Annotated in this window: 21 protein-coding genes; 11 read left to right on the top strand and 10 right to left on the bottom strand. The window is 70.1% G+C overall.

Translation table 11 applies throughout. The features are described 5' to 3' along the window. Positions 1-43: 43 nt before the first annotated feature. Positions 44-931: a GNAT family N-acetyltransferase gene (locus ACSYGO_RS44295; RefSeq protein WP_460390194.1), complete on the top strand. Its 888-nt coding sequence runs from the start codon at positions 44-46 to the stop codon at positions 929-931. After that, on the top strand, positions 928-2,046 hold the full coding sequence (gene menC, locus ACSYGO_RS44290; protein ID WP_460390193.1) for an o-succinylbenzoate synthase: 1,119 nt from the start codon (positions 928-930) through the stop codon (positions 2,044-2,046). Before ACSYGO_RS44295 ends, menC begins: the two co-directional genes overlap by 4 nt. Before the next feature lie 119 nt (positions 2,047-2,165). Here menC and ACSYGO_RS44285 read toward each other — a convergent pair whose 3' ends face one another. Continuing rightward, the gene (locus tag ACSYGO_RS44285) at positions 2,166-3,119 is read right to left on the bottom strand and encodes a serine hydrolase (protein WP_426674949.1); all 954 of its coding nucleotides are present in this window, start codon (positions 3,117-3,119) and stop codon (positions 2,166-2,168) included. Positions 3,120-3,143: 24 nt separating this feature from the next. On the opposite strand from ACSYGO_RS44285, the gene ACSYGO_RS44280 reads away from it, so the two are divergent. The 4 genes from ACSYGO_RS44280 to ACSYGO_RS44265 all read left to right on the top strand — a co-directional run bounded on the left by ACSYGO_RS44280 (position 3,144) and on the right by ACSYGO_RS44265 (position 6,692). After that, on the top strand, positions 3,144-3,326 hold the full coding sequence (locus ACSYGO_RS44280) for a hypothetical protein (protein WP_426674950.1): 183 nt from the start codon (positions 3,144-3,146) through the stop codon (positions 3,324-3,326). A gap of 419 nt (positions 3,327-3,745) precedes the next feature. Beyond that, positions 3,746-4,534, top strand: a complete 789-nt coding sequence (locus ACSYGO_RS44275) for an MIP/aquaporin family protein (protein ID WP_460390192.1) — start codon at positions 3,746-3,748, stop codon at positions 4,532-4,534. Between the two features lie 227 nt (positions 4,535-4,761). Next, positions 4,762-6,072 (top strand): YbfB/YjiJ family MFS transporter, encoded by a 1,311-nt coding sequence (locus tag ACSYGO_RS44270; RefSeq protein ID WP_460390191.1) that lies wholly within the window; start codon positions 4,762-4,764, stop codon positions 6,070-6,072. A 29-nt stretch (positions 6,073-6,101) separates the two neighbouring features. Further along, positions 6,102-6,692 (top strand): universal stress protein, encoded by a 591-nt coding sequence (locus ACSYGO_RS44265; protein ID WP_426674953.1) that lies wholly within the window; start codon positions 6,102-6,104, stop codon positions 6,690-6,692. Between the two features lie 325 nt (positions 6,693-7,017). On the opposite strand, the gene ACSYGO_RS44260 is transcribed toward ACSYGO_RS44265, so the two are convergent. The 6 genes from ACSYGO_RS44260 to ACSYGO_RS44235 form a co-directional block, all read right to left on the bottom strand. Then, positions 7,018-7,656 (bottom strand): SMI1/KNR4 family protein, encoded by a 639-nt coding sequence (locus ACSYGO_RS44260; RefSeq protein ID WP_460390190.1) that lies wholly within the window; start codon positions 7,654-7,656, stop codon positions 7,018-7,020. A gap of 17 nt (positions 7,657-7,673) precedes the next feature. Next, positions 7,674-8,147, bottom strand: a complete 474-nt coding sequence (locus ACSYGO_RS44255) for an STAS domain-containing protein (RefSeq protein WP_426674955.1) — start codon at positions 8,145-8,147, stop codon at positions 7,674-7,676. Between the two features lie 173 nt (positions 8,148-8,320). Next, the gene (locus tag ACSYGO_RS44250) at positions 8,321-9,301 is read right to left on the bottom strand and encodes a sensor histidine kinase (protein WP_426674956.1); all 981 of its coding nucleotides are present in this window, start codon (positions 9,299-9,301) and stop codon (positions 8,321-8,323) included. A gap of 173 nt (positions 9,302-9,474) precedes the next feature. After that, complete coding sequence (locus ACSYGO_RS44245; protein ID WP_426674957.1) at positions 9,475-10,494, bottom strand: GlxA family transcriptional regulator; 1,020 nt, start codon at positions 10,492-10,494, stop codon at positions 9,475-9,477. A 77-nt stretch (positions 10,495-10,571) separates the two neighbouring features. Next, on the bottom strand, positions 10,572-11,243 hold the full coding sequence (locus ACSYGO_RS44240) for a response regulator (protein WP_426674958.1): 672 nt from the start codon (positions 11,241-11,243) through the stop codon (positions 10,572-10,574). Next, positions 11,240-12,508 carry a sensor histidine kinase gene (locus ACSYGO_RS44235; RefSeq protein WP_426674959.1) on the bottom strand — a complete coding sequence of 423 codons (1,269 nt, stop codon included), beginning with the start codon at positions 12,506-12,508 and terminating at the stop codon, positions 11,240-11,242. Before ACSYGO_RS44235 ends, ACSYGO_RS44240 begins: the two co-directional genes overlap by 4 nt. A 295-nt stretch (positions 12,509-12,803) precedes the next feature. Here ACSYGO_RS44235 and ACSYGO_RS44230 point away from each other — a divergent pair, with 295 nt between their 5' ends. Then, a complete protein-coding gene (locus ACSYGO_RS44230) occupies positions 12,804-13,577 on the top strand; it encodes an ABC transporter ATP-binding protein (RefSeq protein ID WP_426674960.1) in 774 nt (257 codons plus the stop codon). Then, entirely contained in the window at positions 13,577-16,150 is a 2,574-nt protein-coding gene (locus ACSYGO_RS44225; protein ID WP_426674961.1) for an FtsX-like permease family protein, read from the top strand. Before ACSYGO_RS44230 ends, ACSYGO_RS44225 begins: the two co-directional genes overlap by 1 nt. Before the next feature lie 542 nt (positions 16,151-16,692). On the opposite strand, the gene ACSYGO_RS44220 is transcribed toward ACSYGO_RS44225, so the two are convergent. Then, on the bottom strand, positions 16,693-18,948 hold the full coding sequence (locus ACSYGO_RS44220; protein WP_460390187.1) for an MMPL family transporter: 2,256 nt from the start codon (positions 18,946-18,948) through the stop codon (positions 16,693-16,695). A gap of 722 nt (positions 18,949-19,670) precedes the next feature. Between ACSYGO_RS44220 and ACSYGO_RS44215 the strand changes: the two genes are divergently transcribed. Next, on the top strand, positions 19,671-20,192 hold the full coding sequence (locus tag ACSYGO_RS44215) for a hypothetical protein (protein WP_460390186.1): 522 nt from the start codon (positions 19,671-19,673) through the stop codon (positions 20,190-20,192). A 234-nt stretch (positions 20,193-20,426) separates the two neighbouring features. Here ACSYGO_RS44215 and ACSYGO_RS44210 read toward each other — a convergent pair whose 3' ends face one another. Further along, the gene (locus tag ACSYGO_RS44210; RefSeq protein ID WP_426674964.1) at positions 20,427-20,786 is read right to left on the bottom strand and encodes a PH domain-containing protein; all 360 of its coding nucleotides are present in this window, start codon (positions 20,784-20,786) and stop codon (positions 20,427-20,429) included. Between the two features lie 472 nt (positions 20,787-21,258). Here ACSYGO_RS44210 and ACSYGO_RS44205 point away from each other — a divergent pair, with 472 nt between their 5' ends. Further along, positions 21,259-21,843 carry a GNAT family N-acetyltransferase gene (locus tag ACSYGO_RS44205; RefSeq protein WP_426674966.1) on the top strand — a complete coding sequence of 195 codons (585 nt, stop codon included), beginning with the start codon at positions 21,259-21,261 and terminating at the stop codon, positions 21,841-21,843. A 96-nt stretch (positions 21,844-21,939) separates the two neighbouring features. On the opposite strand, the gene ACSYGO_RS44200 is transcribed toward ACSYGO_RS44205, so the two are convergent. Next, positions 21,940-23,241: a cytochrome P450 gene (locus ACSYGO_RS44200; protein ID WP_426674967.1), complete on the bottom strand. Its 1,302-nt coding sequence runs from the start codon at positions 23,239-23,241 to the stop codon at positions 21,940-21,942. 711 nt (positions 23,242-23,952) lie between these two features. On the opposite strand from ACSYGO_RS44200, the gene ACSYGO_RS44195 reads away from it, so the two are divergent. Beyond that, positions 23,953-25,119 (top strand): alkaline phosphatase PhoX, encoded by a 1,167-nt coding sequence (locus ACSYGO_RS44195; protein WP_460390185.1) that lies wholly within the window; start codon positions 23,953-23,955, stop codon positions 25,117-25,119. Positions 25,120-25,129: the final 10 nt, after the last annotated feature.

Below are 25,129 nucleotides of genomic sequence, written 5' to 3'. Positions count from 1 at the left end.
CTGCGACGAAGCACTTCCCCGCGGTTGCAAACAGAGTGAGGGGGTGGCTACTTCACCCTCGGCCGCCCTCACGGGCGCCGCACCCGACGCGCCGGACCGGGCGGCGGCCGCCGCGACGGCCGCCCAGGCCCGTGCCGGCGTCGATGTGCGCGAACTCACCGACATCCCCGCGCTGAGAGGCGCGGCCCTCCTGTTCGCGGACGTCTGGAACACCGACCGACCCCCGATCAACACCGACGTCCTGCGGGCACTCGCCCACGCCGGCAACTACGTGGTGGGCGCCTTCGACGGCGACGAACTTCTCGGCGCCTCCGTCGCCTTCCTCGGTCTCCGCGACCGGCCGACCCTGCACTCCCACATCAGCGGCGTCCACGCCGGCGCACAGGGCCGCAGCATCGGTTTCGCGCTCAAGCTCCACCAGCGCGCCTGGGCGGCCCGCCGTGGGATCGAGAGCGTGACCTGGACCTTCGACCCGCTGATACGGCGCAACGCCTATTTCAACCTGGTCAAACTCGGTGCCCGGGCGACCGAGTACCTGACGGACTTCTACGGCGACATGACCGACGGAATCAACGCAGGCCAGCAGAGCGACCGGCTCCACCTCACCTGGCCGCTGCTCGCCCCCCACGTCGTCGATCTGCTCGACGGCATGCCGAGCGCCCGGGCCGCGGAACCGGATGCCACCCAGGCCGAACCGCGGCTGGTGCGGGGTCCGGACGGCGGCCCCGAACCACGCCCCACCGACGCCGAAGCCCAGCTGTGCTGGATCCCCCCGGACATCGAGGCCGTGCGCCGCGTGGATCCCGCCGGTGCCGCGCAGTGGCGGCTCGCGCTGCGCACCGCCCTCACCGGCGCCCTCGCCGAGGGCTACGAAATCCGGACCTGCACCCGGTCCGGGCACTACCTACTGACTCGGAGGAACCCGTCGTGAAGATCACCGGATGCGAACTGCGGCGCGTACGGCTGCCGCTCGTCGAACCGTTCCGCACCTCGTTCGGCACCGCGCACGCCCGCGAGTTGCTGCTGCTGCGCATGGTCACCCCCGACGCGGAAGGCTGGGGCGAATGCGTGGCGATGAGCGACCCGCTGTACTCGGCCGAGTACTGCGACGGTGCCGAGCACGTCGTCAAGCACTTCCTCCTGCCCAGGCTCGCGGCGGTTCCCGAGGTGACGGCCGCCCATGTCGCGCCGCTGCTCGCACCGGTCAAGGACCATCGCATGGCGAAGGCGGCCGTGGAGATGGCCGTTCTCGACGCCGAACTGCGCGCCGCCGGCATGTCCTTCGCCTGCTACCTGGGCGCGGTGCACGACAAGGTCCCGGCTGGTGTCTCGGTCGGAATCATGGACTCGACCGACCGGTTGCTCGACGCCGTGGCCGGCTACCTGGACGCCGGGTACCTGCGCATCAAGCTGAAGATCCAGCCCGGCTGGGACGTGGAACCCGTCCAGGTCGTGCGGGAGCGCTTCGGCGACGAACTGCTGCTCCAAGTGGACGCCAACACCGCGTACACCGTCGCCGACGCACCCAGGCTCGCCCAACTGGACCCGTTCGGCCTGCTGTTGATCGAGCAGCCACTGGCCGAGGACGACGTGCGCGGCCATGCCGAACTGGCCAAGCGCATCCGCACGCCCGTCTGCCTGGACGAGTCGATCACCTCGGCGCGCGCCGCGGCCGACGCGCTGGCCATCGGGGCCTGCTCCATCGTCAACATCAAGCCCGGTCGCGTCGGCGGCTACCTGGAGGCCCGGCGCATCCACGACGTCTGCGCCGCCATGGGGGTCCCGGTGTGGTGCGGGGGCATGCTCGAGACAGGGATCGGCAGGGCCGCCAACGTGGCGCTCGCCGCGCTTCCCGGTTTCGTCCTGCCGGGCGACACGTCGGCCTCGGCGCGTTACTACGGCCAGGACGTCACCGCGCCCTTCGTCCTGTCCGACGGGCACCTGCGGGTGCCTGACGCACCCGGTCTCGGTGTCGAGGTCCAGCCCGACGTGCTGGAGGAGGTCACGGTCTCGCGCGAGTACGTAAACCTGGAGTCCCTGCGGTAGGCCCGGGAACGCGGGCCCGAAAGCCGCCGGCAGCCGCATCCAGGAGGTCCGGCTGCCGACGGTGCTCGCTACGGGTGGGGGTGCGACCACACCCGGGCGTCGAGCGACGCCTCGGGAGGTCAGCCGGTCGGCCGCGCCGCCCGGATGCAGTCGACGGCGGCGCGGGCCACGGTGCCGATGACGGCGTCGGCCGGAGGGTTCACGTACGCCGGCGAGTCGGGGCAGGTGAAGACGGCGACGGCGTACCGGCCGCCGTCCGGGTACTCCACCACGCCGACCTCGTTGCGGACGAAGGGCAGGGTCCCGGTCTTGCCCGCGACGGCCACCCTGTCGTCCGGGAAACCGCTGCGCAGCCGGTGCGGCCAGACCTGCAGTCCGAGGATGCGGCGCATCGCCGCGCAGGCCTCGGGCGACGCCGCCCGGTCCCGCCAGATCATCGAGAGGAGGGTGGTGATCGAGCGGGCTGTCCCACGGGTGGCGGTCGGGATGTGCAGCACGCGGGAGGCGCGCAGCCGCGCGATTTGCGTATCACTCAGGTCGAGAACGTCGGCGCCGCCGAGTTCTTCGTCGAACGCGTCGTAGAGGTCCCGGCACGTTCCTTCCAGCCGGACCTCCTTCAGCCCCAGGCCGCTCATCCTGGCGTTGACGGCGTCGAGGCCGAGCAGGTCGCACAGGACGTCCGTCGCCGCGTTGTCGCTGACGCTCATCATCCAGTAGGCCAGGTCGCGCAGAGAGACGTCGACCGGGTCGAGCATGACCGACAACCCGGTCGGCCCGGGCGACCGGCCGGTCGCCCGGACCTGCACGCGGCTGGTCACGTCGAGAGTCCCCTCGTCGGACCGGGCGTACAGCTCGACCAACGCCGGGATCTTGCAGACACTGGCCAGGACCACCGGGTCGTCCGCCCCGTACTCGAACTGCACACCGCTGTCGATGTCGACGGCGTGGACGAAGCCGCCGGATCCGGCCGCCGCGAACGCCTCGGCGACGGTGCGCCGGACCTGCTCCGGTTCGGCCTGTGCTCTGTCGCTCCCGCCGGGCGGGCTGCCGACCGTCGTGCTGCTCTCCTCCATGGCCGTGACCCCTTCCAGGATGTCGTGTCAACTCCGAAGCGCCCCACCCATGTCGTCCGTACCGGCAACGAGCAGAAGGAGGGCGCGGGAGCAGCATGGGCACTGAGGGAGGGCCGCGTCTTCGTCGACGGCGACAAGGTCGGCAGTCGCGATGCGGTGGGCCGGCCCATGGCGCCAGAGGCATCCGGCGGGGCAGGTGGGAAGTGAGGGCAGTGTGGATCCGGCCGTGTGCGCGAGGTGCGGTGCGGACGGTCGGTGGCGACAACCCGAAGGGGCGTGTTGCCCCCACCACTCTTCAGGCAGATACAAGGCGGCGCCACTGGTTCCCGTGGTGACGTGATGCAGCGGCTGCCGGGCCCTTGGTCCGGACCCGAGGCATTGAACGGCGGCGCGCCGTCGGGGCACGACCGCCCTCGTCGTACTCACCGGGCCCGCGGGTGAGAACGCACTCAGCCAGAGGGCGGCTGACGCCGGTGGGCCCGGGCACGGCCGCCCGTGCAAGGCGTGTGCAAGAACTCCTCGGAACCTGGTCGACGGGTCTTCCGACCGGGCCGTCAGGGAAACCTCATGAGCGGCCCGGCCCGGTCGGAACACCCGTACCCATGCTGCCGATCCGAAGGACCTCCGTGAGTACGAGCGATGCGCGCCGCGGTCCTCGGCCCGAGTTCAGCGAGTTCGCCGCCACGGCGATCCTGCTGTTCGTGATGGTCACGCTGGTCCGAGTGGTCTACGGCACGGACAGTCCGGTGGCACAGGCGGTTCCCTGGGCGGAGGGCAGGCTCGCGATCGACGCTCTGGTGAGCGGTGGCACCGTCGGCCTGCTGGTCGCCTCTCCCCTCGGGCGGCGCTCCGGCGGCCACCTCAACCCGGCCGTCTCACTGGCCTTCTGGCTGCTGGGCGCACTTCCCGGGCGTGCTGCGATCGCCTACGTCGTGGCCCAACTCGCGGGGTCCGCGGCCGGCGTGGCGGCAGGACGGCTGCTGTGGGGTGAGGACGCGGCGACGCCTGCGGTGGGCTATGCCACGGTCAGGGCGGCCGACGGTGTGCCCTGGACAGTGGTCTTCGCCGCCGAGGCCGGGGCCACGGCCGTGATGCTCGCCGCCGTGGTCTTCGTCGCGTCCCGGCCCCGGCCGGTCCTCCCGGTGCCCGTGGTTGCGGCCGGTGCCGTCGCCGGCCTGATCATGCTGGTGGGCCAGGGGGCCGGCGGCAGCTTCAATCCGGCCCGGCAGTTCGGTCCGGAACTGTTCGCCGGGGACTTCACGTGGCTGTGGGTCTATCTGACGGCACCGCTCGTCGGAGCAGGGATCTTCGCCCTGGTGCGGTCCCGGGTGCGGACGGCACCTCCGCTCCCCTGCCCACTGTGCGAGCGGCACTCGTGCCACGCCCCGGTCCGCCCGACGGCGGCGCGGTCGTAGCCGCGTCCCCGCGCCGGCCCTCGCGGCCGATAGCCGGAGCCGAGGGTTCCATGTCCCCGCACCAGCAGCCGCTATCGATGGCCGACTCCGAGGGTTCCATGGCCCGTCGACCGGCCATCGGCTCCCACGACGGGGCGGTTGACACCGGGCGTACGCACCAAGGACCAGCTCCGGTCCGGGGGTGCGAACGGTCCGAACGCCCGAACGTCCGAGGAAGGCCTACTGCGATGTCCGACTCGACTGCTCTGAATCTGCGTGAGCCCGCGACGACCTCCGCCTCCACCCCGGTGGCGAAGTCTCGTCCGGAGTTCCTGATCGCGCTGGGCCTGGCCGCCGGTCCGGTGGTCGCGCTGGGCTTCACCCGGTTCGCCTACGCACTCCTGCTGCCCGCCATGCGCGAGAAGCTGCACTGGAGCTACGCCTCCGCGGGCGGCATGAACACCGCCAACGCCCTGGGCTACATCATCGGCGCCGCCACCGCGGCGTGGTGGTCCCGTCGCTTCGGCGCCCGGGCCGTGTTCCTGTGGTCCATGGTGATCAGCGCCGTGGCCCTGCTGGCCTCGGCGTCCACCGGGGACCTCGCCGGACTGGCCGTCCTGCGGTTCGTCGGCGGTCTGAGCACAGCGATCACCTTCGTGGTCGGCTCGGCGCTCGCCTCCCGCGTCCACAACGGTGGCCACCAGTCCCGCTCCGCGGCACTGGTGGGCGTCTACATGACAGGCGTGGGCATCGGTGTGGTCCTCTCCGGCGTCGTGGTTCCCGCGGCTCTCACGGCCTGGGGCGTCTCAGGCTGGCAGGCAGGATGGCTGCTGATGGGCGTACTCGCGCTCGTCGCCGTCGGTCCTGCCGTCTGGGCCTCGCGCCACGTGTCCGAGGCGACCGGCACGGCGGCCGCCCAGCGCGGGAAGGCCGGCCTGAAGAAGCTCGCACCGACCTTCGTCTGGTACGTCCTGTTCGGCGCAGGCTACGTCTCGTACATGACCTTCGTCATCGCCCTGCTGCACAGCCAGGGCATGAAGACCTGGGGTACTGCGACGTTCTTCATCGTGCTGGGCGCCGCCTCCGCGGTCGCGACCCTGCTGGTGTGGGGCCGGCTCATCGGTCGGCTGCGCGGCGGCGCGGCTCCGGCGCTGGTGTCCGTCGTCGTCCTGGTCGGTGTGCTGCCGGTGCTGCTGTGGCACGGCACGGTCGCCGCGATCGTCTCGGCGGTCGTCTTCGGCGGTTCGTTCATGGCCGGGCCCACCGCCGTCACGGTGCTCGCCCGCCGGATGCTGCCCCAGCACGCCTGGACCTCGGGCATCGCGCTGCTGACCGTCGCCTTCAGTGTCGGCCAGGCGGTCGGCCCGCTGATCTCCGGCCTGCTGTCGGACTCCTCCGGCGGTATCGCCAAGGGCCTGTGGCTCTCCGTGGTCCTGCTGGCCGTGTCCGCCGGTGTCGCCCTCGTCCAGCGCGAGCGTGGTACCGCCGAGCACCGGCACGAGGACGCGCCGACCTCCCTCCTCCTCGTTCCCGCCGACCGGTCCGCCGTAGAGCGCTGACCGGTCCGCAGATCCAAGGAGTTCCCACCATGTTCCACCGCATCCTGGTCGCCGTGGACGGCACCGCTGCAGGCCACGGTGCCGTCGAGGCCACCGCCGAACTCGCTTCGCTGACCGGCGCGACCGTACGGTTCCTGCACATCGACACCTCCGACGTGGTCTACGACACCGTGGTCGAGCTGGAGGACGACCGGACCGCGCACCGGACCTTGCGGGACGCCGTCTCGGCCCTGCAGCAGGCGAGTGTCGAGGCGGAGCGCGAACTGCTCGACGGGCTCGTGTCCGACGTGGCACCGGCCATCGAGGAGGCGGCGCAGCGCTTCGACGCCGACCCTGATCGTCGTCAGCCCGCACCACCGTGGCCGTCTCGCGTCCTGGCTCGCGCCGAGCGTCAGCGACGCCATGGCCCGCTCCAGCGGGACCGCCGTGCTCCTCGCTCCTCGAAGGACCTGACATGCCCTCCCGCGATGTGCTGGTCACCGAGCGGGCGGGCATCGCCCGCTCGGTCGCCGTCGGCCCGCACCGGATCACTGCGGACGAGCCGGTCCCGATGGGCGGCGACGCCGGGCCGAACCCCTTCGAGTTCGTCCTCACCGGCCTGGGGACGTGTACCTCGATGACCCTGCGGATGTACGCGGACCGCCATGGGTGACCGCTGCGCGACGTCCGGGTACGGCTGCGGTTCGACGGTCCGGCCGTCGTGCGGAAGATCTTCCTGGACGGGGACCTCGACGCCGAGCAGCGACGCCGGCTCATGTCAGTGGCCGAGCGCTGTCCCGTCCACCGGGTGCTGAGCCCGGCCGTGCCGATCACCACCGTGTCCGCCGAGATCGGGGGGGCAGACCCCCGAATCGGCGGACACCGTGCAGAGGTAGTGGCAGGCGGTCCGTTGCTCCCCCAGGGGGCGCCCCGTCCGCACGTCCTGGGAAGGCGACGCGCACGATGTCAGGGCCAGTCCTCGGTGACGGGGTACATGTGGGCGTACGGATCCGGCTCGCCTGTGGAAGGATCCAGACCGGCCCTGAGCCGTCGATGTTGCTCTCGCCGGCTGACGAACGTGTCAGTCCGCTTCCAGAGCGACTCGTCGCCGAGTGGGCAGGCGTCGAACTGGCCCAGCATCATGCGGGTGATGAACTGGACCATGGTGCAGTCGAACAGGGCCCATGGCGACTCGCCCCACGAGTGGTGCCGGCGCCAGGCTATGACAGGCCACTTGTCCGGATCTGGATCGTTCATCAGCCAAGCCATCTCGTTGGCGTTCATTCCAGAACCCCAGGGCAGGACGGCATCGGCACCCAGCGTCACGCCTGGGACTCCAGCGTCCTCGCCCCAGAGTCCACGCAGACCGTCCGTCATGCCTCCGATGTGGCACCCTTCCCACCCGCGCACGTCACTCGGGAGCGGGGGCAGAATGACGAGCTCTCCGATATCGCCCACGCCGTACGTGTCCAGCAGAGCCTTGTAGTCACTCGGCAACTTGGCGCCGAGCGCACCTTCGGCCGCAGCCCAGTCGATCTGCTCGCCCCCGGCGAAGTCCGCCGGCACGAGATCGAGGAGTACGGCGACATCGGGATGCATACCCATGGTGAAGCCCCTTGAGGTCAGTGGTCAGCAACCTTAGTTGCGTGGGCTGACACCTCGTCCGCGCGGTGTGGGCGGACGTCCGCGTCGCCGAGCAGCCGCTCCGCCAGCCCGGTGAGCATGACGACACGGCGCACCGCGGCACTCGCCGGTGCCACGCGGAAATCCCGTCCCTGCCGGTGGCAGATCGCTTGCGCGTCCGCCAGCGGACGGATTCCTGCCGCGTCGATGAAGTCAAGTCCGGCCGCGTCCACCGTGATGCATCCGGGCTGCCCGACGCACAGTGCCAGTACGGACATCAGGGCGGGAGCCCCGGCGATGTCGAGTTCGCCCTCGAGCCGGACGAGGGCACCGCTGCTGCCGCTCGACACGGTGATCCGCAAATGGTCCGGGATCTGGACCGGGACCGGAGACGACTTTCCGTGCACCGAGTGTGAGGGGTGCGGAAAGGCCGGGAGCAGGCCGGGGAAAGTGTCGATGGCGGTGGGGCGCACGAATAACCTCTGGGTAGGTCGGCATGTTGGGCGGCGCTCTCGGGTGTGGCCGCGCACCTGTCCCAGCCTCCTTGCTCTCCGACCGGCGGGCATCGGCCGCTCCGCTGATTCACCGGTTCCCTCGCGAGGATGAGGGCGGTTCAGCGCCTCCGCCGCAGTGTGCTGCCGCGCCGTCATCCCATGCCGACGCAGTCCCCCAGAGGAAGCAGCGCACGGACGACGAAACCTCCTTCGGGTCGTGGGCCGGCATGCAGGGTGCCGCCCACTGCGGCGACGCGCTCGCGCATCCCCGCCAGACCGTGCCCGCCGCCGACCGGCAGTGCGGTCCTCTCGCCGCCGGCGGGCCGTCCGTCGTCGCGCACGGTCACCGTCAACGCCTCGTCCTCCCAGCAGAGGGCAACGGTCACGCGGGGGAACCCTGCGTGCTTGAGGCTGTTGGTCAAGGCCTCCTGCACTGTCCGATAGGCGGTGAGCCCGGTTTCCGCCGACACCGGACGCGGTGTGCCGGCCGAAGTCCACTCCACGCGCAGCCCGGCCTCACGTACGGCGCCCAGCAGACAAGGGATGTCCGCGATGCCGGGTTCCCCTGTCTCCTCCCGTCCCGAACTCTCCTCGGCACGAAGAACATTCAGCAGGCGGCGAAGTTCGACAACGGTGGACCGGCCTGTCTCCTCGATGGTGTCGTGCAGCGCACGGATCTTTCCGGAGTCGCGCTCCCGGACCCGCCGCGCGGCGGCGGCCTGGATCACGATGAGGCTGACGTTGTGGGCCACGATGTCGTGCAGCTCTCGGGCGATCCGGGCGCGCTCCTGCGTGACGGCCGTGTGCGTCCTCGCCCGCAGCTCCCGTTCCGCGGCGGCGTACGCGAGCGTCCCCGCCGTCGTGGCCCGGCGCACCCGCAGTGGACATCCTGTGGCCCATCCGATCGCCGCCGCACCCAAAGCCGTAACGATCAGGCCCAGAGACGTGGTGGCGCCTCCGAGCGGTCGAGACAGCAGGAGCACGGCGGCAGCGCCCGTCAGGGACAGGGCGAGCAGTGCGGCGACGATGGGGGCGGGCACGCGCCACCGTGCGAGCGCGGGTCGGTCACTGGTCGCGTCTGTGACAGCGTCGTTCCTGGAGTCGGCCGTGGGGTCCGCCATGGAGTCGGTCATGGTGACGGTTCCTTCCCGCGCCGGAGCTTGTCCCGGTCGAATTCCGGGCAACGTGTCGCACCGCTCGGCGCTGTTCGGGAAAAGCCACGGCGAACCCTGCACATTTCCGGACAGAAGCTCCTCTACCGGATCGGAGGCAATCACGGCCGGATCCGCGTGGCCGTACCCGACCGTCAGCCTCCGGCTCCGGTCATGCGCTCCACAGTGTGGGCGCTGCGTGTGGTGCGGAACCGCGCACGGTAGGCACCAGGGGTGACACCGAGTCCGCGCTGGAATGCGCGGCGCAAGGTCTCCTCGGAACCGAAGCCGGAGCGCCGGGCGACGACGTCGAGAGGGTCGCTACCGGACTCGAGCAGCGCCTGGGCCGCCTCGATCCTGATCTGCTCCACGAAATGAGTGGCGGTCGTGCCGAGTTCACTGCGGAAGAGGCGGGTGAGCTGGCGCACGCTCACTCCCGTCCGACGGGCCAGGGCGTCCAGACTGTGGTCACCGGCCGGGTCGGCGGTGACCGCGTCCAGAGCCGCCCGCAGCGTCTCGTGCCGGGGCTGCCGCGCCGCTTGCCGGACGCTGAACTGGGACTGCCCTCCGGGGCGCGCCATGAAGACGACGAGATACTTCGCCGCCGCTCGGGCCACCACGGGCCCGAAGTCCTCCTCGACGAGAGACAGGGTGAGATCGATGCCGGAGGTGACGCCTGCCGACGTGATGGTCTTGCCGTCCCGGACGAAGATCGAATCGCGATCGACGTCGATCGCGGGGAAGCGTTCCGCGAGTTCCGCCGCCAGGCACCAGTGCGTGGCCGCCCGGCGTCCGTCGAGCGCTCCGGTGGCGGCGAGCGGGAACGCGCCGGCACACACCGAAGCGACCCTGCGGGAGGGCCGCAGCAGGCGGCCGATCCCGGCGATGAGTTCACGATCGGCCACAGCCGCACGCCAGTCGAACCGCCCGGGGACGATCAGCGTGCCGATCCGGCCGGAGACCTCTTCGAGGGCCGTGTCCGCGACGAGCCGGGCCCCGGCCGTGGTGTGCACATCCCTGCCACGGCAGGAGGCGGTGAGCAGCCGGTAGTCGGCCCCGTGATCGTTGGCCGAGGCGTACACCTCCAGGGGGCCGGTGACGTCCAGCAGCTGGACCCCGTCGAAGAGCACCATCACCACCGGGTGCGGACGACGCCGTCCCGTCCGACCTTCCATGACCACAGCCTCCGCCCGCTGCCTCCTCGGGGCAAGGCGGGCACGGCTGCCGCAGTAGGGCGTGCCGTCGCCTGCCTTCAGGAACCAGCCGCCGGGCGTGCCAGGCCGGTGTCGTAGGCGAGGATCACCGCCTGTACCCGGTCGCGCAGTTGGTATTTGTCGAGGATGTGCGCGACGTGCGTTTTCACGGTGGCCTCAGTGACGTGCAGTTCCCGGGCGACCTCGGCGTTCGACAACCCCCGGCTCAGTGCGCGCAGCACGTCCAGTTCACGGGCGGTCAGCGCGTCGAGGCTCGGCGGAACGGCGGGCGGGGACTGGTCGGCGAGGCGCGAGAAGCGGTCCAGGAGTCTGCGGGTGACCCGTGGGGAGATCACCGCGTCGCCCCGGGCGACCGTGCGGATCGCCTCCACCAGGGAATCGGCGGGACCGTCCTTGACGAGGAAGCCGCTCGCCCCCGCCCGCAGAGCGTCGTGAACGTGCTCGTCGAGGTCGAATGTCGTGAGCATGATGATGTGGCTGGCTGAACCTGATTCGACGATGAGCCGGGTCGCCTCGACACCGTCCAGCCGCGGCATGCGGATGTCCATCAGCACGACGTCGGGCTGAAGCGTACGTGTGTCTTCGACGCCGGCCTGTCCGTCCCCTGCCTCCCCTACGACGATCATGTCGGGTTCGGCTTCGAGGATCAGCCGGAAGCCGGTCCGGATCATGGGCTGATCGTCGACCAGAAGCACGCGGATGGCGGTCATGGGGCCTGTTCTCCTTCAGTCGTGCCACAGTCACCCTCGGCGGGCACCGGAACGGTGGCGTGAACACAGAATCCGCCGCCGGGACTCGGCCCGACGTGCAAGGCACCGCCGACGGCGGCGATGCGTTCCCGCATGCCCACCAGTCCGTGGCCGGCGCCTTTGACCGCCACTCTGGGCGTCGGCAGGGTGTTGCCCGGTCGCCGGCCCTCGTCGCACACACGTACAGTCAGCGAGCTGTCCGGCCCCCAGTCCAGGCTGAGGCGCGCGCGGGTGTGCCCCGCGTGCCGGAGCGTGTTGGTCAGCGCTTCCTGGGCGACACGGTAGACGGCGAGCTCGGAACCGGCCGGCAACTGCGCCGGCTCGCCCCGGGACGTGAAGTCGATGTCGAGCCCGGCCGTGCGCACCGACTCCACCAGCCGGGGAATCTCCTGGAGCGTCGGCTGCGGCAGCTGCCGGCTCGGGGCGCCGTCCTCGTTCTCGTCCGCCCGCAGGACGTGCAGCAGCTGGCGCAGCTCTCCCACGGCCGCCCGGCCGGTCTGTTCGATGACATGGTGCAGCTCATGGGTCTTGGCGCCGTCCCGGTCCTGCACCCGGTCCGCGGCGATGGTCTGCACGACCATGAGGCTGACGTTGTGGGCGACGATGTCGTGGAGTTCACGGGCGATACGAGCACGCTCCTGAGCCACGGCGGCGCGGGCGTTCGCATGCTGTTCCCGCTCCAGAGCGGCGGCTTTCTGCACCGCGTCCTGGGCCAGCGCCTTGCGGGCCCCGGAGAGCCTGCCCAGCGCCCAGGCCGCGACCAGCAGGATCATCATGGTGGCGGCGTTCGCCGTGCGGAAGCCGGGCTCCATCAGCGCCTCGGCGACGGCGACGGCGGGGATCACGGCCGTGACGACGATCGTGGCGACGCGGCGCGCGGACCGCACGGCGGTCAAGAAGACGACAGCGGCCACGCCCAGGTGGGGAACCCCGATCGAGGTGCCCGCGGGTCCCACCAGCGGAGGAAAGTAGTGGCAGGCCTGAAGGGCTGCCACAGCTGCGACAACGGTCAGCAGCACGGGCAGCGGGCACTTGCGGTGGACAGCCAGCGGGAGCCCCGACAGCAGCGCCAGCACCAGCCGCCACGAGTCGGGGTCTGTCAACGGCGCCCCGGCCGGAGGCTGCTCCGGGACGGCCAGTACCCCGACCGTGACCAGCAGGGCCAGGACCATGTCGACGACAGCCTGCGGCACTCGGCGCCGCGCCATCGAGTCGAGATAGGTCATGTATGTCACCGTAGACGCGCTTCGTGCCCACGCCCTCTGCCACGAGAGCGAGCCCTGAGCGGCCCCCTCGTCCTTGTGGCTGTCATCCCGGATGAGGAGGGCCACCGCTGTCAGCGGCGGCGCTGACCTGCGAGTCCTCCGCCCACCGGCCGATGTCCGCGCGACGGCTCGCTCCGTCGGCGGATCCGCCGTGTCCCCGCCTCGGCCGAGGAATCGGCGATCCGTCCGGCATCCACTGGAAGAGCGGTCCCGCCCGGCGCCCGACCGCCTCCCGACCGGATGAGGAGACGACCACATGAACGGCTGGAAGCGGCAGCTGCACAAGACCACGGGCGGCACCGCCACCGCGGTTCGGCTGCACGAAGTGACCAAGCGGTACGGGAAGGGCCCGCAGGCGGTCCTGGCCCTGGACCGGGTCAGCGCGGACATCACACGCGGCACCTTCACCGCGATCATGGGACCCTCCGGGTCCGGCAAGAGCACCTTCCTGCACTGCGCGGCCGGGCTCGACCGGCCCACCAGCGGCTCGGTGCGGCTGGGTGCCACGGAACTCGCCCGGCTCAAAGAAGCGTCGCTGACGCGGCTGCGCCGCAGCAGCGTGGGGTTCGTCTTCCAGGCCTTCAACCTCGTGCCGTCGCTCACCGTGGAGCAGAACATCACGCTGCCGCTGCGGCTCCAGGGCCGCAGGGCCGATCGGGACTGGTTCGGGGAAATAGTCGGCAGAGTGGGTCTGGCCGACCGAATGCGTCATGTGCCCTCGCAGCTGTCCGGCGGTCAGCAGCAGCGTGTCGCGATCGCCCGCGCCCTGGTGAACCGCCCGGAGGTGATCTTCGCCGACGAACCGACGGGCAGCCTGGACCCCGACACCGCGAACGACATCCTCGGACTGCTGCGCCAGGCCGTCACGGACCTGCACCAGACCGTGGTGATGGTGACCCATGACCCGGCCGCAGCGGCCCACGCCGATCGGGCGGTGTTCCTGGCGAACGGACGCATCGCGTCCGGCATGACCTCCCCGACCGTGGAGCGCGTCAAGGCCGCCATCGCCGGGCTGCGCGGGGCCGCCTGATGCTGCGCCTGGCTCTGCGGACCCTGAAGGCGCGCAAGGGTGGCTTCGTGGGTACCTTCGTGGCCCTCCTCCTGGGCTCCGCCGTCCTCAGCGTGTGCGGCGTTCTCCTTGAGTCGGGGCTGCGTGCGTCCCAGCCACCCGAGAGATACGCGGCCGCGGACGTCGTCGTCGCCGGCCACCAGCAGGCCAAGAGTTCGGGCGGCACCCGGGGGTCGACGGCCGCCCTGCCACAGCCGCTCGTCGAACGCGTGCCCGTGCCGACGGACGTCGAAGGTCGTATCACCGCGGTGGACGGTGTCGCCGACGTAGTCGCCGACATCGGCGTGCCGGCGCAGGTCATCGGCCCGAGCGGAGGCCCACTGCCAGGCGCTCACGGCGTCCCGTCCACGGGGCACAACTGGTCCAGCACCCGCATGGGCACCTACCGCCTCGTCCATGGCCGCGCGCCGACCGGACATCACGAGGTGGTGCTCGACGCGGGTCTCGCCGCGCGAGCCCGGGCGACGGTCGGCGACTCCGTGTCGCTGACGACCGGGTCGGCCCCCGAACGGCTCCGCGTCACGGGGGTGGTCGCCCTTCCAGGAAGCCCGTCGCCACGCCGGTCGGTGGTCTTCTTCTCGGACGAGCTGACCCGCCACATGGCGGCGCGAGACGGTGCCGTCGACGCCCTCGGTGTCCTGGCGGTTCCCGGAACCGACACGAGGAAGCTGGCCCGGGACGTCGCACAAGCGCTCGAAGAGCCGGGACTCGACGTACGCACGGGTGACGGCCGGGGCGAGGCCGAGTTCCTCGACGTGGCCGCATCAGGCTCCACACTGCTCCTCCTGGCGTCGGCGGTCGCCGGGAACGTACTGCTGGTGAACGTCTTCGTCGTCGCGAGCACCATGTCGCTGGCCGTCTCACAGCGACGGCGCGAGACGGCACTCCTGCGCGCGCTTGGGGCCACCCCGGGCCAGGTGCGCCGCATGCTCACGGCGGAAGCCCTGACGGTGTCCCTCCTCGGCGGAGCGCTCGGCTGGCCACTGGGAGTGGCGCTCACAGGCGCGTTGAAGGACCGGTTGGCCGGCTACGGTCTCGTCCCGGCCGATTTCCAGCCGTCGATCGGGCCGCTGCCCGCGGCGGGCGCCGTGCTGACCGCCGTACTCACCGCCTATACGGCCGCCCGCGTCACGGCCCGTCGCGCGAACCGGATCAGACCGACCGAGGCACTCGGCGAAGCCGCCGACGAACGCACAGCACCCGGCCGGGGACGCCTGATCACCGGATTCCTCCTCGCGCTGGCGGTGGTCGGCATGTTCGCCACGGGCCTGACGCAGCAGGGTGACATCACCGTTCTGACGGGGCTCGCCAATTCCCTCGTGCTCGTGACCGTGATCACCGTCGCCGTTCTGGGCCCGCTGCTGTCCCGGCCGGCGATGCGCGTGCTGGGACCCCTGCTGCGTACGTCCCGGGTCACCGGGTACCTGGCCGCGGCCAACCACACCGCACACCCACGCCGCCTCGCCGCCGCGGTCACTCCGCTGATCCTCGCCGTGTCCTTCGCCGCGACGGTGGTCTTCGCCCAGACCACCGTCCAGCGTGCCTCCGACGACCAGACGCACCAGGGCCTCAGGGCCGACCACGTCCTTTCGGCAGCGGGAGGCCTGGCTCCGGGCGTCGCCGCGGAGATCCGCGGTCTGAAACAGGTGCGGCACGCGACCGGCGTGGTCACATCCACCGTCGTCGGCTCGGCCGGCACCGACGGGGACGGCCGCGAACAACTGGTGTCCCTCAGCGCTCAGGGCGTGGAACCCCAACGTCTGGACGACGTCTTGGACCTGAAGCCCTCGCGAGGCAGCCTGACGCGTCTCGGGGCGGACTCTGTGGCACTCAGCGCCGACACGGCGTCCCAACTGGGTCGCGGGCCCGGCGACACCGTGCGTCTGCGCCTGGGGGACGGATCTCCGGTCACCGCGACGGTCGTGGCCGTCTACGAACGCGGCCTGGGATTCGCGGACGTCACCTTCGAGCACCGCACGCTGCTCGCCCACACGACTTCACGTCTGGACACGTCCGTCCTCATCCGCACGGCGCCGGGCGCGGTGGGCACCGAAGCGGCGCTGAAGGAGATCGTCCGGCGTCATCCCGGCACGGTGCTGCAGGACCGGGCAACCATGGGACCGCACCGACAGCAAGAGGCCAACGCCTGGGTCAACTACCTGCTGGCCGGCCTGATCCTGGCGTACGCCGGGGTGACGGTCGCGACCACGCAGGCGATGAACACCACTGCCCGGCACAGGGAGTTCGCTGTGCTCCGGCTGGCGGGCACGACGCCGGCCCAGGTGATGCGGATGATGCGCTGGGAGAGCCTGGCAGTGGTCATGGCCGGGGTGGGCGGCGGCTTCCTGGCCTCGGCGCCGGCGCTCGTCCTGGTCTCCCTGGCCGTGACCGGCAGTCCCTGGCCGACCGTTCCACCCCTCGTCTGTCTGGCGATCGCGGGAACCACCGCGGCGCTCGCGGCGCTGGCGGCCCTGGTTCCGGCACGGGTCCTGCTGCGCACGCGTCCGGTCGAGGCGATCGGCGCCAAGCAGTAACGCTCAGCGGCCACGGCTCGGCGGTGGACAAGCTCCCCGCCGAGCCGTGGCCGACGCATGTGGTCAGGGGCAGGCAGCGGACATCGGCCGCGAGACTCTCTCGCGCAGCCCCGCCGCAGGAATCACGTCGAAGGCCTGTCAGAAGCGATTCCGCACGCCTCACCAGCCGCAATCCCCGCGCCTGGTACCGGATCCGACGAACCGCAGCCGAGGCCACGCCCCCCGTAGGTCCGCGGCGACCGGGACTACAGGCCGGGCATGTCCTGTGCACGTTTGCTCCTCCTTCGTCGTGGACACTGCGGACGGCTCTACGGCGCAGTGGCTTTGGGTCGCACCTCACCCGTGTCGGCCGCGCACCCCGGTGAGGTCGGCTGTGCAAGCAAGCCGAGGTCGGTTGTGCAACAGCAAGAGGGCGCAGGACGACGGAATCCAGGCCCGGCCAAGTGACGACGGAACCGTGCGCGGCGGCCACCTCCAACAGTGGAGCCCGGCTCCCTCGATGAGGGAGCCGGGCTTGGTCACCAGATGCCGTACGGCTTGTGTCACCTGCGGACGGACTCGTCGTAGCGGCTCTGTTCCGGAAGGCAGGCCACCACCGTGGGACCGGCGCCTTCACTTGCCCCGTGCAGCTTGCGGCCCTCGACGTCGACATCGGGCAGAACCCTGCGCAGCCACCTCGGCAGCCACCAGGCCGCCTCGCCGAGGAGGGCCAGCACAGCGGGCACGATCGCCATGCGGACGACGAAGGCGTCCAGGAGTACGGCGACCGCGAGTCCGAGACCGATCATCTTGACCGAATCCTCGCCCGACATGATGAAACTGCCGAAGACCACCGTCATGATCACCGCCGCGGCGGTCACCACCCGCCCGCCGTGGTGGAATCCGGCGACGATCGCCTGGCGTGCTGTCTGCCCCGCCGCATGAGCCTCGCGCATCCGCGTGACCAGGAAGACCTCGTAGTCCATGGCGAGACCGAAGACGATGCCCACCATGAAGATCGGCATGGTGCTCGCGATGGGCCCGGTCTGCTCCACCCCCAGGGCGTCGGCCAGCCAGCCCCACTGGAAGACGGCGACGACAGTGCCGAGTGCGGCCCCGATGGACAGGAGGAACCCGAGGGCTGCCTTGAGCGGGACCAGTACGGACCGGAACACCAGCATCAACAGCAGGAACGCCAGGCCGACCGTGATGCCCAGGTAGGGCAGCAGGGCCCCGTTGATCTTCGTGGAGAAGTCGACCTTCATGCCCGTCTGCCCCGTGACGAGGACCGGGGCACCCGTGGAGTCGCTCAACTCCGTTCCCACGTCGCGGATTCGGTGCACCAGGTTCTCGGTCTTGGCGCTGCCCGGCTTGGTGCTCGGCACGACCGTGATCACCGCGGTGTCGTGGGCCGGGTTGAAGGTGGCCCTGCCTACGGTGGCCACACCGTCCAGGGCCCGCACCGTGGACCTGACCTCCCGTGCCGCCGCGTCGGCATGATGGCCGCGGTGGGCGTCGACGACCACCGTCAGGGGGCCGTTGACTCCGGGTCCGAATCCATCGGAGATCAGGTCGTAGGCCTTGCGCTGCGTGCTGGCGGCCGGCATGGCTCCCTCGTCGGGCAGGCCGAGCTTGAGGGAAGCGGCCGGTACGGCGAGAGCGCCGAGGCCGATGACCGATGCGACCAGCACCGCTACCGGCCGCCGCAGCACGAACCTCGCCCAGCGGGCGCCGACGGTCGACCGACCGACCGCCTGCTTCGTCGGTGCCCGGTGGCCCGCCTGCTGCGCCAGTGCCCGCCGGCCCCGGCGGCCGACTATCCGCTTGCCCGCGATCGCCATTAGTGCCGGGAGCAGGGTGAGTGCGACGATCACGGCGAGGGCGACCGTGCCGGCCGCCGCCAGACCCATCTTCGTCAGCACCGGGATACCGACCACGGACAGGGCCGCCAAGGCGATCACCACGGTGAGGCCGGCGAACACGACCGCCGAGCCGGCTGTTCCCGTGGCACGGCCGGCGGCCTCCTCCCGGTCCCGACCTTCGGCCAGTTCGGTCCGGTAGCGAGTGACGATGAACAACGCGTAGTCGATGCCGACCGCCAGGCCCAGCATCATCGCCAGGGTGGAGGTGGTGTCGCCGAGATCGAGGGTGTGGGCGAGCGCGCCGATCGTGGAGACGCCGATCCCCACGCCCAGCAGCGCGGTGAGCAAGGGGAGACCGGCCGCCACCAGCGACCCGAAGGTGAGAACCAGGACGACCGCGGCGATCGCGATACCTACGACCTCTGCCCCCGAGTCCTCGTCGTCCTGCTGCACGGCGCTGCCACCCACCTCGACGGTCAGGCCATCGGTACGGGCCTTTTGCACCGTGCTCAGCAGCGCCTCCTTGGCCGCCTCACTCAGAGTGGCCGCACCGACCCTGTATGTGACGGGCGCAAAAGCGGTGGACCGGTCCTCACTCACGGTTCCGGCTCGGAACGGGTCGGCGACACCCGCCACTTGGGGGGAACTCCTCTTGACCGCGGCAAGGGTCTTCTCGATGGCCACCCGGGTGTCTCGTTCGGTGACCCTGTGGCCGTCCGGTGCCTTGAAGACCACACGGGCCGTCGCGCCGTCGGCCCTGGCATCGGGAAAGCGTTCCTTGAGCAGATCGACGGCCCGCTGGGCCTCTGTCCCGGGCATGGAGAACGAGCTCGGGGTGGGGGGCGTCGCCACGGACGCCCCGAGGCCACCCAGGACGAGAAGTGCGACCCAGGCCACGACCACGCCGTACCGGTGCCGGAAGGCGAATCTGCCCACTCTGTAGAGAAATGTAGCCACGCGGCTCTGCTCCGCTCGCAGTCGATGTGCTCAGGAAGGGGAAATGCCCGCTGGTCAGGGCACTCGTTCAGTCTTGGGCGCCTGGTCACCCAGTCCTTCCGCACTCACGACGAACTTCGGACTCAGCCTCAGGAATGAGCTGCCTTCGAGGTCATCCACCAGGCCGACACGGTCCCCGGCCACCGATGGTCGGCGGAACGCTCGCTCAAGCCCGGACGGCACTGCACAGACGCCATCCGTCTGCCATCGTCTGAGTCACATGCCCCACCCCATGGAGAGGGAACGCGGGATCGAACGCCTGACACGGTGGCCTACAGGGCGCGGCGCGGGTCTGGGTGCCCGGCTGCCCGCATATGGATACGGCCGTACAAATCGGCCCGACCGGGGGGATGTTGCTGCCTCTGACGGTCGGGAGCGAGTGGTGCGTGATGTCAACTCCGGGGCGCGCCGAACCTCTTGGCGATCAGTTGGCCGCCTGCTTTACTTCGCGCATGATCGCGGCGCTCTCCTGAGTCAGCGTGTTTGTCGAGATGATCCGGCATACAAGCCCCCCACGGACTTGTCGAGCGCCCCGGTTCCCGACATCAACAGCCGACACCGGCAGGCGTGAACAGCGGCGGTCGACGCTGAACTCCAGCGGATGGAAGGCCGAGGCACAAGCTGGGTTGGCCGGGGTCGGCATGGCAATGACAGGGAGGGATGCGGGTGTGATGGTTCAGGACATGAGAAGGAGTTTCACGCTGCACAGCGGAATCGCGGTCGGGCTGAGCGTCGTCCTGCTGTCGTTCGTCTCGCTCACCTGGCTGCCAGGGCCGTCGCCGGTCGACGGCACATGGTGGCCCGTGCCGGCGATCGTGCTGGCCTTTGTGCTCCTGGCGACCGCCCTCTACCCCGTGATCCAGAACGAACCGAGCACCCAGCGCGGAGAGTTCAAGTACCTGCCCAACCGGGTCAAGGCAGTGGTCTGGCTGCTGATCGCCCTGAGCGTCGCGATGATCGTCCTCACCGCGGCGGTCGGGCACGGGAGATTCCAGTCGCCCACGGTCGAGGGCGGCCGGTACTTCTCTTACGATCAATCCACCTCGCCCCGGGTCAAGGTGGAGCTCTCGCGGAGTCAATACGAGGCCTCCACCGAAAGCCAGCAACGCCTCATGCTCTCGATCGCGAGTCTGATGTCCGCCATAGCCGGCGGTGTCGTTCTGGGGAACAGAGGACTGCGCCCACAAGACGCCGTGTCCGGGTGATCGCCCCAGGACTCGATCACACGCCGTGCAGGTTCGGACAGGCGGCGTCGGCCGGCGCTGCTCAAGGACATCCGAGATGGCGGCCGCAGATCAGGGCCGCCGGTTTCCGGCTGTGGCTCGACTGACATCACCGTTTACCGGCGTGCTCAGCCCCGTTCGTCCTCGACCGTGCCGAAAGCGACGGGGAACGACTCCCCTCGCCGCGGGTGGTGCGGGCCGTCTGCTTCGCCGGCCTCACAGCATCGGGCCGTGCACGTCGGCCTCGCCGGCCGCGCTGAGGCCCGTGTGCTCACAGATCACGCTCTCCACGGCGTCCGGATCGTCCGGGGTGATGAACGGACGCACGCCCCGGCCGATGTCGAGGATGAGTCCAATGCTCTTTTCGGGCCGTTGCGGATCCAGGCTCGCCCAGTACAGCGGGTTCGCGGTCCCCCAGATGCGGCCCCTTCCCGTGAAGGCGCTCATCGCGACGCGGCGGACCGAGCGGATGGTCGCGTAGGGGATGCGCTTCGTCCCCCAGGGGAAGTAGTAGCCGCGGATCCGAAGGGCCTCGGGCGTGCATTCGATCCAGCGGTCCTGGTATGTGCGAGGCATGGGAAATCTTCTCCAGTCACAGGGCGCAATTGGTTGGTGCGAGCAAGCCGCGTGCTCTGCGGAAACCCGTGTCTCAAGTAGTGCGCGGCCGACGCCTGGTGTCATGACACGGCAGTTCGTGGCTTGACACCCGCACGGTCGCTCCCCTGGCTTCGGGAGACAGCCGCGCGATCACAGGTCTGCGGCCCGCTCACTGCCCTACAGCACATGGCTCGTCGAACTGACATCACCAGCTGACGTCAGCCATGGTGAACGGCAGCGACAAGGACTGGAGCCGCAGGCGACCGCCGGCACCCGTGCTCGGCGATCGCACGGCACAGCGATCGAACTCCTGACGCCGGGGCAGTTGCAGCAGCACCCCGCCCACGCTCTCCGATGCCACAGGATCTGGAGGAGCTGCAAAAGACCGCACCCATACGGCGAGACGGAGCACGGCCGGCAACGTCTGCCCCGGCGTGCCTCTCAGCCTCGCGTGCACCGCGACGTGCTGCAATGGGGCATGGCATCGTCCTGGACTGGTAGACGGGTGCGCCTACGCGCCATCGAACCCGATGACTGGGCGGCGTTCGCGCGCTTCGCCGACGAGGACGGGCGGCGCGGGAGTCGGCTGGATCTACCGCGGTCCGCCGAGAGTTACCGCGCTTGGGCGAAGGAGCAAGCCGTTGCCACGTGCGATGACGACCGCTTTCGGCTGGCCGTCGAAACGACGGACATGGGAGAGCTGGTCGGCACGATCGGCTCACATCGCACCGGCACTCGTTCAGGCTGGTTCGAGTTCGATGTCACGATCGGCGTCGACCACCGGCGCAAGGGTTACGCGGCGGAAGCCCTCGTGCTGTTGTTGCGCTTCATGTTCGCCGAGCGGCGCTATCACAAATGCCTGGCGGTGATCTTGGCCCACAACGAAGCCTCACTGGCGCTCACTCGTCGGCTCGGCTTCACCGAAGAGGGTCGTTTGCGGGAACACGTCTTCTTCGCCGGCCGGCACCACGACCTCGTCATGATGGGCATGCTCGCCGACGAGTTCGGTCGGCGACACTCGATGAGCGAATCGTGAGTCGGTCGTCCGAGCGTGTGCGGAACGGCAATCGAACTCGATCCATGTTCGCCGTTCGCGGGTAGGGGCCGCCCGTCTCAGACAGCAGAACTGCCCTCAACTGCGCGAAGTGGCACGCAGGCGCAAGCCGGCAGGTGTGAGACCTACGAAGGTGGTGACCTGGAAGCTGGGTTCCGGTCCGGGCGGCTCGCTCAAGTGGTGACGGCGGGCGGTGTGCGCGGTCAGAAGTGTCAGCATCGCCATGGCCAGAGCGACTCCCTCGCAGCCGTGCGGTCCGGTACCGAAGGCGAGGAAGGCTCCGGGTTTCTCCGGCGAGCCCGAATCGTCGAGCCAGCGCTCGGGGTGGAACCGGTCCGGCTCGGAGTGCTCCCGTGCGTCGCGGTGGGCGGTGTAAGGGCAGACGAGCACAGTGGAACCGGCGTCGATGGTGTAGCCGGCGAGCTCAGTCTCCCGCGTGGCGCGCCGGGTCAGCAGCCAGCTCGGGGGGTGCAGTCGGAGCACCTCGCGTACCACTGCCTGGGTGTACTGGAGGCTCTCGAGGTGGGTGTTGGTCGTCGCGGCCGGGTCCTCGGGCAGCAAGGCGGCTTCGGCCGCGACGCGGTCCGCTGCCTGGGGGTGCCGGGCCAGGTAGAGCAGGATCCATCCGGCTGCCCGGGAAGGTGTCTCGAAGGTGGCGACGGTGATTCCGGGCAGCGTGTCGAGGACGGCTTCTTCCGACAGGAGGCCGTAGTGGGACGTGGGGCGGAGCATCTGTCCCAGCAGGTCGTCGCCGAGCCGCCCCGATGCACGGCGCCGGCGGACGATGGGCCGCAAGGCGTTCGTGAAGGCGACTTGCTGCCGTGTGCGGAACCGCCGTGCCGGTGTGGGGATCCAGCGCGGCAACACCCAGCGCGAGGGGCGTACGAGTCTCTCCCGGGCCAGGAAGAGCTGTGAGGCGAAGGGCAGCAGGGTGGGGGCGTCCTCGGAGAAGAGGTAGTGCACGCCGATCTCCGCCAAGGTGTGCCTGACCAGGGGCAGGATCTCGACGTCCTGGCCCGTGGGCCACTGGTCGGCGCATCGAGCGGCACCGGGCGCGATCTCGCCGATCCGGGCTGCAACCGCGTGCGCGCGCAGCCCGCGCATGCGGGCGGCGTGGGCGTGTGCGCGTTCCTCATGCGTCGGTGCTTGGCTCGACCCCTTCAACGGCGGGAAGAGGGGTGAGGGTGCCTTGGGGAACTCCTCCGCGCGGCGCAGCACCTCTTCACAGGGCTCGGCCGCAGCGGCTACGTAGACACCCGGCTCCAGCTGCCAGACGTCCCCGCACTCGTCAGCGCCACGTCGCGCCATGGCCAGCCGGTCGCGGCTCCACGCCGCGAAACCGCCTTCGGGCAACCGCGGCGGCTCGTTCGTTCGGCCCATGTGATGGCCCCTGGCTGTCGTACCTGTCCAGGCCGATGTCGTCGGTGGCGTGGCTGGGAGTCGGCGGGCGCCCGGAGGCTCCCGCCGGCAGTGTGGTCAGGCCGAGTCGGCGCCGGCGTACGCGTCCCATTCGTGTTCGCCGTACGCACCGTAGTGGCGGGCGAAGGACAGCTTCCCGAGCAGCTTGGCGATCATGATGTACTCCTCTCGCCTGTTTGAGATCTGCCCGCTGAGGGTTGACTGATGAAGCTCCCATCAGCATTAAATGCCACGTGTTCCATGGTGCCACATCTGTCAATTCGACCTACTCATACTTTCAGTCGCACGCATGGATACAAGGCGTGTGCTTTCGAGCCCACCGCCCGCGGCGGTGTTGCCGATGCACCGGGGATCGTGCAAGTGGACGCGCCTGATGGTATGGGGCACCGGTCCGCGCCATGGGCGAAAGTCACCGTGAAGAGCAGAACTCATAGTTCAATGCCGAACGTTCAAATTTCGACCATGGATGGTCGGGAGTTCGCGGCGAAATCATATGCGGTTCATTTGGTGACGTTCAGGCGCTCTTTGCGCGATATTTACTCATCGGTTAGCCGCAAAGAATTGGTCAAGGATGTGTCAACGTCCGCTGTCCTGGGGCTCTACGTTTCTCTGTGACCAGTCGGCGACGCTCAACCAGTCATCTTTCGCCCTTCCTCGGAGAAGGAGATATTCGTGGAACGTCGCAACTTCCTGCGCGGTGCGGTGATCGGTACCTCTGCCGCCGTCTTCGGCGGCACCCTCATGCACGGCGCCGCCTACGCGGCCCCCGCCCAGAACGGCACCAGCCCCTACGGTGACCTGCTGGCCGCCGACGCCAACGGGATCATGCTGCCGGCCGGCTTCACCAGCCGCGTCATCGCCCGCTCCTCCCAGACCGTCTCCGGCACCTCGTACACCTGGCACAACGCCCCTGACGGCGGGGCCTGTTACGCGGGCGGGTCGGGCTGGATCTACGTCTCCAACTCGGAGATCAACCCCTCCGGCGGCGCGAGCGCGGTTAAGTTCTCGGCCACGGGCGCGATCACGGGCGCGTACCGCATCCTCTCGGGCACCCGCCAGAACTGTGCGGGCGGCAAGACCCCGTGGAACACCTGGCTGTCCTGCGAGGAGGTGTCCCTCGGCTACGTCTACGAAACCGACCCGTGGGGCACGAACGCGGCGGTGCAGCGTGCGGCGATGGGCCGCTTCAAGCACGAGGCGGCGGCGGCCGACCCGGTGCGCAAGGTGATCTACCTGACCGAGGACGAGACGAACGGCCGCTTCTACCGCTTCGTCCCGACGACCTGGGGCGACCTGTCCGCCGGCACGCTCCAGGTGATGGTCGCGGGCAGTGCCACGAGCGGCTCCTTCACCTGGGCCAACGTCCCCGACCCGGACGGCTCCCCCACCGCCACCCGCTCCCAGGTCTCCGGGTCCAAGTCCTTCAACGGCGGCGAAGGCTGCCACTACGCGAACGACACGGTCTGGTTCACGACCAAGGGCGACAACCGTCTGTGGCAGCTCAACCTCGCGTCGAACACCTACGAGCTGGCCTACGACGACAGCCTGGTCACCAACGGCGCAGCACCGCTGACCGGCGTGGACAACGTCACCGGCAGCTCTTCCGGCGACCTGTTCGTCGCCGAGGACGGCGGCAACATGGAGATCTGCATCATCACCCCCGACGACATCGTCGCGCCGTTCCTGCGGATCACCGGCCAGTCCGGCTCGGAAGTCACCGGCCCGGCATTCTCCCCCGACGGCACGCGCCTGTACTTCTCCAGCCAGCGGGGCACCACCGGCAGCTCTTCCGGAGGCATCACCTACGAAGTGACGGGCCCGTTCCGCGCAACCGCCTGATCGCCGCTTG

The sequence above is a fragment of the Streptomyces krungchingensis genome (assembly GCF_054729265.1).
Note: the sequence above shows the minus strand (reverse complement) of the source record. Positions and strands in the feature narration are given on the sequence as shown.